Here is a 13284-nt window from a genome sequence, read left to right on the forward strand (position 1 = left end):
GCCCCCGCGGGGGCCCGCCTACGTCGACGGCCGCAGCTGCTCCGGCCTCGCCGCGTAACGTAGGCAGCGCCGCCCGGACGTGTCAACGGGGCCTTTGGCGGAATATCGCCCTATGGCCTGATTTTGCCGGAACCAGTGGCCCGTGGTTTTACACTGCGTTCAGAATCGGCTTCGCGGCGTGTGCCGGGTGGGGCCGGTGCGGCGACGGCGGTCCGCCGGTCGGTACCGGAACGTCATCCGGTGCGGCGCTGTGACGCGGCCTTCTTCGCCGGTGTCTTCTTCGCCGGTGTCTTCTTGGCCGGCGCCTTCCTGGCGGTGGTCTTCTTGGCGGTGGTCTTCTTGCCCGCGGCTTTCTTCGAGGCCGCGGACCCGGAGCCGCCCGAGCCCGAGCCGCCCGGCCCGCCGGTGCCCGCGCCCGAGCCGGCGGCGTCCGCCCCGCCGGACGCGGATCCCGCGGCCTTCCCGGCGGCCCTCTTCTTCCGTGCCGGGGCCTTCTCGCGCGAGGGCGGCGCCAGTTCGTGCACCGTGGCGTCCGCCGCCTCCTCGCCGCCGCGCGCCCGGTCCACCGACGCCTGGAGTGCCGCCATCAGGTCGACGACCTTGCCGCCGCTCTCCGGGCCGGCCGAGGGCGGCTCCGTGCCCTCCAGCTTCGCGGTGACCAGTGCCTCCACCGCCTGCGCGTAGTCGTCGTGGTACTCGCTCAGATCGGCCTCGCCGAGCGCCTCGATCAGGGTGTCGGCCAGCCGCAGCTCGGAGTCGGTGATCTTGACGCTGCCCCGGGGGGCCGCCTCCGCGGGGGAGTTCAGCTCGTCCGGCCAGCGCAGCGTCTGCAGGACCAGGACGTCCTCGCGCGCCAGGATCAGCGCCAGGTGCTCGGAGTTGCGCATGGCGAACTTGCCGACCGCCGCCTTCCCCGACCGGGCCAGCGCCTCGCGCATCAGTACGTACGGCTTGTTGGCCGCGGGGGAGCCGGGGGCCACGAAATAGGGCGTGTCGAGCTGGACGGCGTCGACGGACGCCATGTCGAGGAAGCCGGTGACCTCGATGGTCCTGGCGGTGGGCAGCGGCAGTGCCTGGAGGTCGGCGTCGGTCACCTCGACCAGCCGGTCCGGGGTCTCGTAGGCGCGGCCGATTTCGGCGGTGGAGAGCACCTGCCCGTCCAGTTCGCAGGTCTTCTGGTAGCGGACCCGGCCCTGGTCGGCCAGGTGGACCTGCCGGAAGCCGATCCGGTGGCTCGACGCCGCGGCCCCGAGCTTCACCGGGATGGAGACCAGGCCGAAGGCCAGGTTCCCCGACCAGACGCTGCGCATGACGTGTCCTCTTTGTCAGATTATGGGAGTTTTATCGTATGCCGATCACCGAGGTCGAGGGCCGCCGACTGACGCTCAGCAACCTCGACCGCGTGCTGTGGCCGCGTACCGGCACCACCAAGGGCGAGCTGCTGCACTACTACGCGACCGTCGCCGCGACCCTGCTGCCGCACATCAGGGGCCGGGCGGCCAGCTTCGTCCGCACTCCCGACGGAGTGGAGGGGCAGCGCTTCTTCCAGAAACGGCCGCCGGCCGGTACGCCCGACTGGGTGACCGTCGCGGAGACGGTCCGGCACAGCGGTGAGCTGATGGACCAGGTACTGGTCGACGACCTGTCGACCCTGGTCTGGGCCGCCAACCTCGCCTGTGTGGAGATCCACGTCCACCAGTGGCCGGCCGGGCGCCCCGAGCACGCCGACCGGCTGGTGCTGGACCTCGACCCCGGCGAGGGCCGCACGGTGGTCGACGCCTGCCGGGTCGCGCTGCTGCTGCGCGACCGGCTCGCCGAGGACGGTCTGCAGGCGTGGGCCAAGACCAGCGGCGCCAAGGGACTGCACCTGCTGGCCGCGGTACGCGGCGCGAGCCCCCGGACCGCCAGCGCCTACGCCCGGCGGGTCGCCGGGGAGCTTCAGGCCGGCCACCCGGCCGGCGTGGTGGCGACGATGGCCAAGGCGGACCGGGTGGGCCGCGTCTTCATCGACTGGTCGCAGAACTCCGAGCGCAAGACGACCGCCGCGCCCTACACCGTACGGGCGCAGCCGGCGCCGACCGTGTCCGCGCCGCTGTCCTGGGAGGAGGTGGCGGCCGCCCGCGACCCGCGGGAGCTGGCGCTGACCATCGGCGAGGTGCCGGCCCGGATCGCGGAGCACGGGGACCTGCTCGCCGGACTGCTCGACCCCGAGCGGGCGGGGACCCTGCCCGACTGACCGGCCGCCGGCCGGTCCGGCCGGGACCGGACCCGTCACCGCCCCTCGCGCCCGCCGGGAACGCCGCCCTCGTCAAGGCCGCGTCAACGTCGCCGCCACGGCCGCCAGGGAAGCGTCAACGGGCGTCAATACACCTGCGGACGGGCGGTTTCCTACAGGTGCCGGAGTTCACCGGCGTGTTCGAGTCATCGCTCACCTGCACACCCGCCCACCTGACGGTCCGGGGATCCGCCCGTGTCCGATCTGGTTCTCATCGTTGTGACGATCGCGGTGTCCGCCGTGCTCGCCCTTGTGGCCAAGGGGGTCGAGAAGCTGTGAGCGCGGAGAACGTCGTCGGACCCGTCGTGTCCGGCTGCCTGCTCGGATACCTCGTAGTGGCCCTGATCCACCCGGAGAAGTTCCAGTGGACGACACTCTCGCGGGCCGGCTCCAGATCCTCGCCCTCCTGGGGGCGCTGGCGCTCAGGTGCCGCCCGCTGGGCGACTACACGGCCCGCGCCCTCACCACCGCCCGCCCCCTGGCCGTCGAGCGCGGGATCTACCGGCTCGGCGGCGTCGACGGCGACGCCGACCAGCGCTGGCCGGTCTACCTGCGCAGCGTGCTCAACGTCCTGCTGGCCTCGCTGACCGTCGTCTTCCTGCTGGCCGTGGTCACCCTCCAGCCGATGGCGATCTACGCGGGCGCCGAGCAGTCCATCGTGGTGCTGGTGGCCCTGGTGGTGGCGCTGGTCCCGACCACGATCGGCGCGCCGCTGTCGGCGATCGGCATCGCCGGCATGGACCGGCTGGTGCAGCGCAACGTGCTGGCGATGTCCGGCCGGGCCGTCGCGGCGGCCGGCGACGTCAGCACCCCGCTGCTGGACAAGACCGGCACCATCACCCTCGGCAACCGGCAGGCCGCCGGGTCCTGCCGGTCGGCGGGATCGGTGTCGAGGCGCTGGCCGACGCGGCGCGGCTGTCCCCGCTGTCGGACGGGACCCCGGAGGGCCGCTCTGTCGTGGTCCTCGCCAAGGAGCGGTACGGTCCGCGCGGCCGGGCCGACGGCGAACTCGGCCGGGCCGGGTTCGTGCCCTTCACCGCGCAGACCCGGATGAGCGGCGTCGACCTGGTGGACGGAGGCGGGCACCGCGCGCTGCGCAAGGGCGCCGCGACCCTGGTCACGCACTGGATCCGGGAGAACGGCGGCCACCCGACCGAGGAGGTCGGCCCGCTCGTCGACGGCGTCGCCTCCGGCGGCGGCACCCCGCTGGTGGTCGGCGGGGTCGTCACCCGGACGGCCGGTCCACTGCCACGGTGCTCGGTGTGATCAACCTCAAGGACGTCGTCAAGCCCGGGATGCGGGAGCGCTTCGACGAGCTGCGCCGGACGGGCATCAGGACCGTGATGATCACCGGCGACAACCCGATGACCGCCAAGGCCATCGCGGGCGAGGCGGGCGTGGACGACTTCCTCGCCGAGGCCACGCCCGAGGGCACGAGGACACGATGGCGCTGATCAAGCGCGAACAGGCCGGCGGCAAGCTGGTCGCGATGACCGGCGACGGCACCAACGACGCGCCCGCGCTGGCCCAGGCCGACGTCGGCGTGGCCATGAACACCGGTATCTCGGCAGCCAAGGAGGCCGGGAACATGGCGGACCCGGACTCCAATCCCACCAAGCTGATCGAGATCGTGGAGATCGGCAAGCAGCTCCTCATCACCCGGGGCGCCCTGACCACCTTCTCGATCGCCAACGACGTGGCGAAGTACTTCGCGATCACCCCGGCGATGTTCACCGTGGCCTACCCGGGCCTGGACCGGCTCAACGTCATGAAGCTGCACAGCCCGACCTCGGCCGTCTCCTCCGCGATCATCTTCGACGCGCTGATCATCGTAACGCTGGTCCCGCTCGCGCTGCGCGGGGTGCGCTACCGGCCGTCCTCGGCCGCGCAGCTGCTCAACCGCAACATCCGGGTGTACGCCATCGGCGGCCTGGTACTGCCCTTCGCCGGCCTCAAGGCCGTCGACCTGATCGTCCAGTCCGTTCCCGGACCGAGCTGACCGGCGGACTTCGAGAAAGGAGGTGCACGCCGTGAACAACCTCCCGACCGTGATCCGCGGGCACCTGTCGCCGCTGCGCGTCCTGCTGCTGATGACGGTGGTCTGCGGGCTGATCTACCCGCTCGCCGTCACCGGCGTGGCCCGGGTGACGTTCGGCCACAACGCCGACGGTTGCGAGGTGGGGCAGAACGGCGGGTGGCGCACTGACGCACCGGCGAACCCGCGAGTCCGGCGAAGCCGTCCTGACCACGGGTTCGCCGCGCGGCGCGGCCCGGGTCCCGGCGGACCCGGGCCGCGCCGCGTTCCGAGGCCGTTCCGGCGGCCGGGGACCCGTCGGCGGCTTCGCGGACATACCGGAGCAAAGACGAAGTCCTCGCTGGAGAGCGGCCGATCGCGGGAGAATGATCACGGCCGGCGGCGCACCGCCGGCCGCCAGCGCACCGCACCACCACTGACCGCAACCGGGCCCGGCCGCAGGCCACTTGGCCGACCGACCCGGCTTGCCGGACCTGTCCACCGCGGTGGACGCACGGAAAGGACTCGGTATGCCCGACAGCACCGCGCGGATCGTCTCCCTGCGCGCGGCAGGCACCTGCTTCGTGATGGAACTCAGCGAGCCGGTGCCCAGAGTCCTGCACTGGGGCGCCGATCTCGGCGACCTGTCCGACACGGACACCGCCGCGCTCGGCCTGACCGCCGACGCCGCCGTCCTCAACAACTCCCTCGACGTCCCCCGCCGGTTCACCGTCTGGCCCACCGAGGCCGACGGCTGGTCCGGCGTGCCCGGTCACGCCGGCCACCTGGCGGGCGGCGCCGCGGCCCCCCGGCTCACCACCCGCGCCACCGCCGTCCACCAGGAGCCGGCCGGGGGCGGCGAGCTGACCGTCGAGCTGACCGACGACACCGCGGGACTGGACTTCACCGTCCGCTACACCCTGGACCCCTCCGGTGTGCTGGCCGTCGCCACCGGCATCACCCGGCACGCCGCGGCGGACCCCGCGCCGTACGACCTCGCCCAGGTCACCACCTTGCTGCCGCTGCCGCGCCGGGCGAGCGAACTGCTCGACTTCACCGGCAAGTGGAGCCGGGAACGCTCCCCGCAGCGGCGCCCGCTCGGCTACGGCACCCACACCCGCGAGCTGCGGCGCGGGAAGCCGGGCCTCGACTCGCCCTACCTGGTGACCGTCGGCGTGCCCGGCTTCGGCTTCCGCGGCGGCGAGGTGTGGGCGGTGCACATCGCCTGGAGTGGCGACCAGCGCTATCTCGTCGAGCGGCACCCGGAAGGCGCCGGCAGCCATGCGGCCGTGCTCGGCGGCGGCGAACTGCTGCGGGCCGGCGAGGTCCGGCTCGCCCCCGGCGAGACCTACCGGGCACCGGTCTGCCACTTCGCCTGGTCCGGCGACGGCCTCGACGGCCTCGCCGACCGCTTCCACACCCTGCTGCGGTCCCGCCCCGCCCACCCGCGCGGCCCGCGGCCGGTGATCCTGAACAGCTGGGAGGCGGTGTACTTCGACCACGACCTGGACCGGTTGCTGCGGCTCGCCGACCGCGCCGCCGAGGTCGGCGTCGAGCGGTTCGTGCTGGACGACGGCTGGTTCAGCGGCCGGCGTTCGGACCACGCGGGGCTCGGCGACTGGACGGTGGACCCGGTGGTCTGGCCGGACGGGCTGACCCCGCTGGTCGACCGGGTGCACGCGCTCGGCATGGAGTTCGGCCTGTGGGTCGAGCCCGAGATGGTCAACCTCGACTCCGACCTGGCCCGCGAACACCCCGACTGGGTGCTCGGCCCGGTCCGCGGCCTCGGCCCCGCCGCCCGCCACCAGTACGTACTGGATCTCGCCAACCCGGAGGCGTGGGAGTACCTGGACCGGTCGCTGGAGGCGCTGGTCACCAAGTACGGCATCGGCTACCTCAAGTGGGACCACAACCGGGAGGTGCACGAGGCCGTGCACGGCCCCGGCGACCGGCCCACCGCACGCGCCCAGGTGCTGGCGCTCTACCGGCTGCTGGACGCGCTCAAGGAACGGCACCCGGACCTGGAGATCGAGAGCTGCGCCAGCGGCGGCGGCCGGATCGACCTCGGCATCCTGGCCAGGACCGACCGGGTGTGGGCCTCGGACTGCAACGATCCGGCCGAGCGGCAGTCCATCCAGCGCTGGACCGCCCAGCTGCTGCCGCCCGAGCTGATCGGCTGCCATGTGGGAGCCGCCACCAGCCACACCACCGCCCGGGTCAGCGCCGACACCTTCCGGCTGGCCACCGCGCTGTTCGGCCACGCCGGCATCGAGCAGGACATCACCGGCTGCACACCCGCGGAACTGTCCCGGCTCACCGCCTGGACCGCCCTGTACCGGGAGTTGCGGCCGCTGCTGCACACCGGCCGTACCGTGCGCGCCGACCTCGGCGACGACGCCGTGCTGCTGCACGGCGTCGTCGCCCGGGACGGCGGCTCCGCCCTCTACTGCTGGGCCCGCGTGGCCACCTCGCCCGAGGGCCAGTGGGGCCGGGTCCTGCTGCCCGGCCTCGCGCCGGACGCCCGCTACCAGGTCCGGGTCCGTACCGACATCGGCCTGCCGTCCTGGCACCAGACCAGCGGCCCGGCCTGGCTCACCGCGGCCCTGGACGGCTGGGTGGCGCTGCCGGGCGCCGTGGTGGCGGTGGCCGGACTGCCGATGCCGACCCTCAACCCCGAGCAGGCCCTGCTGATCGAGGTCCGCAGGGCGGGCTAGGGCCCGCCGTTCGGATCCGCGCGGCGTCGCGGGCCGGGAGCAACCACCCCTGCCCGCGACGCACGTCGGCGCGCCGCAGGCGACCTCGCATTCACTCCTACGAGTGAAGATGGGTCCATGCGCGGAGATCACCCGGACGGCGCCGGTAGCCTGATTGTGCCAACGGGGGTATGCAATTGCATCGGGAATTGCATTCGCAAGTGCACAACGGGTATCTCTGTGTCTGGGGTTGCTTCTGATGTGGAAGCGACCCCAGATGCTCGGGGGACGTCAAACCAACGAAGGAGTGATACTCGGTGCAGCAGTTCGACAACGGCGTGCAGGCCGACTCCATCACCGGAGTCCGGTGGACCAAGAGCGGGCGCAGCAACCAGAGCGGCAACTGCGTGGAGGTGGCCATGCTGCCCGACGGCTCGGTCGCGATACGCAACTCGCGCCACCCCGGTGGCCCCGCCCTGGTCTACACACGTGCGGAGCTGACCGCCTTCGTCGAGGGCGCGAAGGACGGCGACTTCGACGCCTTCACCGGCTGACCGGGCGGTGCCACGTCCGGTCACGGCCTGAAATCGGCCGATAAGCAACGCTGCCGGACCATGGCAGCGGGCTCCCCAATGCAATACTGGCCTGTCCGGATATCGCATGGGAGCCCGCATGCCCGCCTTGCCGCAGCCCGTCTCACCCATACAACTGCTCGAACGACGCCCCGACATGGGCGCCAAGGCCATGGCGCGGGTGCTCGGCACCTATCTGCGGTCGCTCCGCGAGAGCAGAGGCCTGACCCCGGCGGTCGCCGGCGGGCACATCAGAGCGCACGCCTCCAAGATCAGCCGGATGGAGACCGCCCACGTCTCGCTGAAGACCCGGGACGTCGAGGACCTGCTGAGCCTGTACGGCGTCGGGCAGAAGGAGCGGGCCGAGATCGCGGTCCTGGCGCAGCGGTCCGCGCAGCCCGACTGGTGGCAGCCCTACGGTGAAGTCGTCCCGGACTGGCTGCAGCAGCTCATCGGACTGGAGCGGGACGCCCACGTGATCCGCACCTACGAGACGCAGTTCGTCCCGGGTCTGCTGCAGACGCGTGCCTACGCCGAGTCCGTCGTGCTCAGCGGCCACCGGCTCGCCCCGCCGGAGGAGGTGCGGCGCCGGGTCGACTTACGGATGGAGCGGCAGCGCCGGATGTGGGAGCCGGGCGCCCCGGTGCTGTGGGCGCTGATCGACGAAGGAGTACTGCACCGGCCGGTCGGCGGACCGCAGGTGATGCGCGACCAGTTGACGTATCTGCTCGACGTGCTCCGGCAGCCCGGGGTGCGGCTGCAGATCGCCTCGTACGCGGCCAGCGCGGCGGCCACCCCGGGCGCCTCCGTCACCTATCTGCGGTTTGCCCAGGGCTTCCTGCCCGACGTGGTGTACCTGGAGCACATGACGAGCGCGGTCTACCTGGACCGGCTGGAGGACCTGGACCGCTACCGCGCCGCGCTCGACGAGCTGAGCGCGCTGGCCGCGACTCCGGCCGCCAGCCGGGCCATGCTCGAAGAGGCCCTGCGCCGCTACGCGTGACAGGGCAGGCCCCGCCGCGGCCCCCGGGACAGACGCCCGGCCGGGCCGGCCGGTCCGGTCAACCGCCGCTCGGACGGCGGCGGTTGACGGGCACCGACAGCTCCCGGGGCCGGCGCGCGGGTCAGGTCACAGGCGGGCGACGCCGCCGTACTCGATCCACTCCCGACTGGGCTGCCGGGGGGCCAGATCGTTGTCGGCCCGCCAGGTGGAGACCTCCACCAGGCCCGGCTCCAGGATCTCCAGGCCCTTGAGATAGCCGTGCACCGCGTCCGGGGTGCGTACCTCGCCCCAGTTGCCGCCGGTGGACCGGTCCATGAAGTCGGTGACGAAGCGCCGGGTCTCGGGGTCCTCGCTGACCAGCTGGCACACCACCAGACAGCTGCCCGGCGGCAGCTTCTCGCGTACCCGGCGGACCACGCCGGCCGGGTCGTCGCTGTCCTTGATGCAGTGCAGCACCGAGACGAAGAGCGCGGCGATCGGCTCGTCGAAGCTGATCAGCCGCTTGACCTCGTCGCTCTCCCAGATGCTCTCGACATCCCGGAAGTCGGCCTGCAGAACCGCGGTGTTCTCGTTCTGCTCCAGCAGGGCCCGCCCGTGGGCCAGGACTATCGGGTCGACATCGCTGTAGACCACCCGCGCGTCCGGGTGGACGGCCTGGGCGATCTCGTGGACGTTGTCCACGGACGGCAGACCTGAACCGTGGTCCACGAACTGCTTGATGCCGTAGTCCCTGGCGAGCACCCGCACCACCCGGCGCAGGAAGTCCCGGTTGTTCAGGGCGAGCACCTTCATGCTCGGCACCTGCCGGAGTAACTGCTCGGTGGCCTCCCGGTCGGCCGGGTAGTTGTCCTTCCCGTCCAGGAGGTAGTCGTACATGCGGGCCACGCTCGGCACCGTCACGTCGATCTTGTCGCTCAGCGGCGCGTCCTGTTCCATGGAGCCCCTCATGATGTTTCGACTCTGAGTAACCCTGCAATTGCAGGAGTTGAGCCCTCATCCTAGGGAGCGATCATGCCCTGGTCGAGGCGGGCCCCGGGGCACGGCCGGAACACCGCGGGACCCTCGGCGCGCGGGCCCGCCGCGGCGCGCGGGGGCCGGCGCCGGACCGACCGGCGACAGCCCCCGCACCCCGGGCACCAGGGATCAACCTTCCGGGTAACTCACCACGTTCACCGGTACCGTGGCGGTGCCCTGAGCCGCATCGCCGAAGTCGTTGATCACATGGTCGATCACGCCGTCCCCGTTCAGGGACACCGTCAGCAGGTCGTGGAACTTCACCCCGGGGCGCACCGGCGCCTCGAAGCCGTGCGCGTTGTGGATCGTCGGGTCCACGTTGAAGAAGCAGTACGAGCCCAGCCCCCAGCCCTCGTGGTGCTTCACCGAGTCGGCGACCTTGTAGGCGGCGTAGCCGTTCACCCCGTGGTGGCGGTAGGCGGCCTGGTTCGGCGGGTCGTACGGCAGCTCGTTCTGGAACATGATCGTACGGCCCTTGTCACCGTTCCAGATCACGTTGTACTTCTGGAAGTGCTCCACGAACAGGCCGGTGGCCAGCACGTTGTCACCGTTGACGACCACCCCGGTCTCCGAGGTGTTGACCGTCCAGCCCACCCCCGCGCCGTGGTCGGCGCGCCAGGCCCAGATGTGGTCGAGCAGCACGTTGTCGCTGTTGACGATCAGCGCCGTGGTCGCCTTGCCCGCGCCCGCGCCGCCGATCCGGAAGAACACGTCCTGCACCGACGCCGGGTCGCGCGGGTCGGTGCGGCCGCCGCGCCTGCCGCCGATCTCCAGCAGCACCCGGGAGTTGACCGGGCCCGCGTCGAACAGCAGACCGGCGATCCGCACACCCCGGCTGTCGTCCACCGTCAGCGGCACCGTGCCGTGCACCGGCGTCAGCGTCGCGTAGCCGAGGCCGAGCACCACCGTACCGGCCCACTTGACCTTGATGGTGTCGGTCAGCTTGTAGATGCCCGGCGTCAGCAGCAGGTGCTTGCCCTGCGACAGCGCCTTGTTGATGGTGCGTACCGAGTCGCCCGGCTTGGCGACGAAGAACCGGTCGATCGGCACCGACGAGCCCGGCGTCGCCCCGCCCTTCCATGTCGTGCCCACCCCGTCGTGCCGGAGGGCCGGCAGGAACACCCGGTAGCCGCCGTGCCCGTCCACGTACAGGAACGGCTTCTCCCGGCTCAGCGGGCTGGTCGGCAGCGTGGTGTACGGCGGGCTCGGGAAGGACTGCGCGGGCGCCCCCTCGACACCCGCGAAGACCTGGTTCCACACGCCGTTGGACCAGCTGCCGACGGTGCTGTCCCGGGTCAGCCACTGCTGCTGCGAGGCGTTGAGCGCCTGTTCGTCCACCACCGAGTCGGCGATGTAACCGCCGCTGGAGTAGCCGCCCTTGCGGGGGAAGAGGAAGAGCTGGCCGCGGATGTGCACCCGGCGCAGCGGCGCCGCCTGCGAGACCGCCCACCAGTTGACGCCGCCGGTGGGCACCACCGCGAGGTTCTCCGCCGACCGCCAGAAGTTGGTCAGCGCGCTGTCCCCGCCGCCGGGCTGGTCCTGGCCCTCGACCCGCACCGCGCCGTTGATCGTCACGTCGTCGGGGTGCAGCCCCAGGCCCGCCACCGAGGTGTAGTAGCCGAGCTGCGCGTCCACGTCGTACGTGCCGGGCTTGAAGAAGAAGGCGTAGCGGCCGGTGCCGAACTCCGCGGGGACCTGCTCCAGCGCGGCGGCGTCCAGCGCGGCCTGGATGTCGGCGGTCGGCGTGTCAGGACCGAAGATCCGCACGTTCGGACCGAAGTCCGGCTCGGCGGGCGGCCGCGGGTGCCCGTGCCGGCCGGAGCCGTGCGCGGAGGCGGTGGTGGCGCCGGCCACCGGCGCCGCGGTGGCGAGCGCCGCCGCGGTGACGAACGAGCGGCGGCTCAGCCCGGTCCCGGCCGCCGGCTTGGGCTCGGGTCTGCGCTGGGGTTCTGGGGTTTCGGTGTCTGCGGCCCGGAATGAGGACATGAGGTACGACCCACCTTTACACGGATGGCCATTGCGGCCCGACGACGCATGGCCCGTTGGAGGGAGAACGAACACTGAGAGCGCTCTCTCGCAGACGTACCCTGGAGGTCGGGGGCCCGGCTGTCAAGGCATGGAGAGAGCGCTCTCATCAAGTCGCGGCATGGGTGGCTCCAGGTGCAGCTGAGCCGTGTGGGACGCCGTCGAACGGGTGGCCGGGCTGCGGTTCACGGCCCCTCGGTCCACGCCATCTCCTTGAGCGCCATCCGGGCGGCCGGTGCGGTGCCGGGCAGGGTCGTCCAGAACGGATGGGCGGTGATCCGTACGGACAGCCGGACGAGGCGGCGGCGCAGCACCGTGGTCCGGGTGCCCGTGGGGCCGCATACGGCCAGCTCGCGGTAGGTGGTGTACCAGTCGCGCTGCGCCTGGACGAGGTCGTCGGGGAAGGCGTGGTGGGGCATGGGAGGGATTCTGGCACATGTTCGAACACTTGTGCGATAAGCGGATCGCACGGGATCAGCGGAGCGGGTCAGCGGGGGTCCCGATCGGTGGAGCGGCGGGTGGTTTCCGCGGGTCGCGGACGAGCGGGGGCGGCCGTGACCGGTCGTAACCCGGCGGCGGGGCGGTCCAACGCCCTGCCGGCCGGGTGTCGGCGGGGAGTCCGCGGCTCGTCAGCGGTCACGGGACCGGACGCGGCGCGCGCGATCGCGGAAGGGAGCCCGTGCGGGCCCCTCCGCGAGCACAGCGCCGGCGGTGAGGGTGAAGGTGATGGCCGCGCAGACCGCGATCAGCCAGGAGAGCAGGGTGAAGACCGTGCCGAGCGGCCCGTAGGCGGCGACGCTGCGGTTGAGGGCGGTCGGCATGTAGACGCGGGCGGTGACGGCGAGCGCGGCCATCGCGACCGCGGTCAGGACGGCGCCGGGGAGCAGGGGGCGCCAGCGCATGCGTCCGCCGAGCAGGAAGTGCTGGGTCCACCACCACACGGCGGTGTCGACGAGCAGGAGCAGCGGCAGGCCGAGCGGCAGGCCGAGGCCGAAGCCGTTGCGGAGCGGACCCTGCAGGACCAGGACGGCCAGCCAGGCCACGATCCACACGAACCAGCGCCAGACGGCCGGCCTGGCGTCCCCCCTGGGCAGCCGCCAGGCCCGCTCGCAGACCCGGGTCATCGCCCGGCTGGCGGCGGTCGCCGAGAGCAGCACCGCCAGCGAACCGATCGCGCCGGTGGTCTGGCGGGCGGTGTCGGTGTCGGTGTCCGCTGCGGCGTGGCCGCTCGCGAAGAGCTGCCGCAACTGCTCCTCGGAGGCGCCGGAGAGCCCGAAGAGGTCCCGCGCGGAGTCCACCAACTGGTCGCGTACGTCCTCGGGGGTGAGCGCGGCGGCGACGAACATCAGCGGGACGGCGGTCAGGAACAGCTGGGCGGCCAGCCGGGTGGCGGCGTCCAGCAGGTTCACCGTGAGCAGCCGGGCGGTGAGCGCGGTGATCACCGGGAAGCGGCGCTCGGCCGCGCGCCGCAGCGCGGCCTGCCGGCGGCCGAGCCGCCCCCGGGGCGTGACCGGCGGCGACGGCCCGGAGCCGGAGCCGGACGGCGCGGCGGCCATGGCGACCTCCAGGACGGGGCGGCGGCGTACGGGACCCGGTGAACGCATTATGCGTGCTGTGTTGCTTTTGTGGGTGGACGTCCGAGTCCGCGGGTGATCCGGGCCCGGGACCGGATCCCGGGGCGGGGCGGG

At 72.5% G+C, this 13284-nt stretch carries 9 protein-coding genes and 3 pseudogenes; 7 read left to right on the forward strand and 5 right to left on the reverse strand.

The window, feature by feature from the left end; translation table 11 throughout:
- Nucleotides 1-233 precede the first annotated feature (233 nt).
- Nucleotides 234-1310, reverse strand: coding sequence for a Ku protein (locus tag RLT57_RS30155; RefSeq protein ID WP_311300423.1), 1077 nt, complete (start codon nucleotides 1308-1310; stop codon nucleotides 234-236).
- A 38-nt stretch (nucleotides 1311-1348) separates the two neighbouring features.
- Here RLT57_RS30155 and ligD point away from each other — a divergent pair, with 38 nt between their 5' ends.
- The 7 genes and pseudogenes from ligD to RLT57_RS30180 all read left to right on the forward strand — a co-directional run bounded on the left by ligD (nucleotide 1349) and on the right by RLT57_RS30180 (nucleotide 8557).
- Nucleotides 1349-2236, forward strand: coding sequence for a non-homologous end-joining DNA ligase (gene ligD / locus RLT57_RS30160; RefSeq protein ID WP_311300424.1), 888 nt, complete (start codon nucleotides 1349-1351; stop codon nucleotides 2234-2236).
- Between the two features lie 344 nt (nucleotides 2237-2580).
- A pseudogene (gene kdpF, locus RLT57_RS33630) lies at nucleotides 2581-2637 on the forward strand (K(+)-transporting ATPase subunit F); the annotation flags it as partial.
- Nucleotides 2638-2639: 2 nt separating this feature from the next.
- Nucleotides 2640-4274: pseudogene (gene kdpB, locus RLT57_RS30165) on the forward strand (potassium-transporting ATPase subunit KdpB).
- 49 nt (nucleotides 4275-4323) lie between these two features.
- Nucleotides 4324-4452 (forward strand): annotated as a pseudogene (locus tag RLT57_RS33635) (potassium-transporting ATPase subunit C); the annotation flags it as partial.
- Between the two features lie 367 nt (nucleotides 4453-4819).
- A complete protein-coding gene (locus RLT57_RS30170) occupies nucleotides 4820-7003 on the forward strand; it encodes an alpha-galactosidase (RefSeq protein WP_311300425.1) in 2184 nt (727 codons plus the stop codon).
- 296 nt (nucleotides 7004-7299) lie between these two features.
- A complete protein-coding gene (locus tag RLT57_RS30175) occupies nucleotides 7300-7536 on the forward strand; it encodes a DUF397 domain-containing protein (protein ID WP_311300426.1) in 237 nt (78 codons plus the stop codon).
- A 118-nt stretch (nucleotides 7537-7654) separates the two neighbouring features.
- Nucleotides 7655-8557, forward strand: a complete 903-nt coding sequence (locus tag RLT57_RS30180) for a helix-turn-helix domain-containing protein (RefSeq protein WP_311300427.1) — start codon at nucleotides 7655-7657, stop codon at nucleotides 8555-8557.
- 126 nt (nucleotides 8558-8683) lie between these two features.
- Here the strand turns inward: RLT57_RS30180 and RLT57_RS30185 are convergent, their stop codons facing one another.
- From RLT57_RS30185 to RLT57_RS30200, 4 genes are all read right to left on the reverse strand, one after another.
- Nucleotides 8684-9493 (reverse strand): SAM-dependent methyltransferase, encoded by an 810-nt coding sequence (locus tag RLT57_RS30185; protein ID WP_311300917.1) that lies wholly within the window; start codon nucleotides 9491-9493, stop codon nucleotides 8684-8686.
- A gap of 207 nt (nucleotides 9494-9700) precedes the next feature.
- Nucleotides 9701-11557, reverse strand: coding sequence for a coagulation factor 5/8 type domain-containing protein (locus tag RLT57_RS30190; protein ID WP_311300428.1), 1857 nt, complete (start codon nucleotides 11555-11557; stop codon nucleotides 9701-9703).
- A 224-nt stretch (nucleotides 11558-11781) separates the two neighbouring features.
- Nucleotides 11782-12015, reverse strand: a complete 234-nt coding sequence (locus RLT57_RS30195) for a hypothetical protein (protein WP_311300429.1) — start codon at nucleotides 12013-12015, stop codon at nucleotides 11782-11784.
- 210 nt (nucleotides 12016-12225) lie between these two features.
- Complete coding sequence (locus RLT57_RS30200) at nucleotides 12226-13200, reverse strand: YhjD/YihY/BrkB family envelope integrity protein (protein ID WP_311300430.1); 975 nt, start codon at nucleotides 13198-13200, stop codon at nucleotides 12226-12228.
- Between the last annotated feature and the right edge of the window lie 84 nt (nucleotides 13201-13284).

Source organism: Streptomyces sp. ITFR-21 (assembly GCF_031844685.1).
In the GTDB taxonomy this organism is placed as follows: Bacteria; Actinomycetota; Actinomycetes; order Streptomycetales; family Streptomycetaceae; genus Actinacidiphila.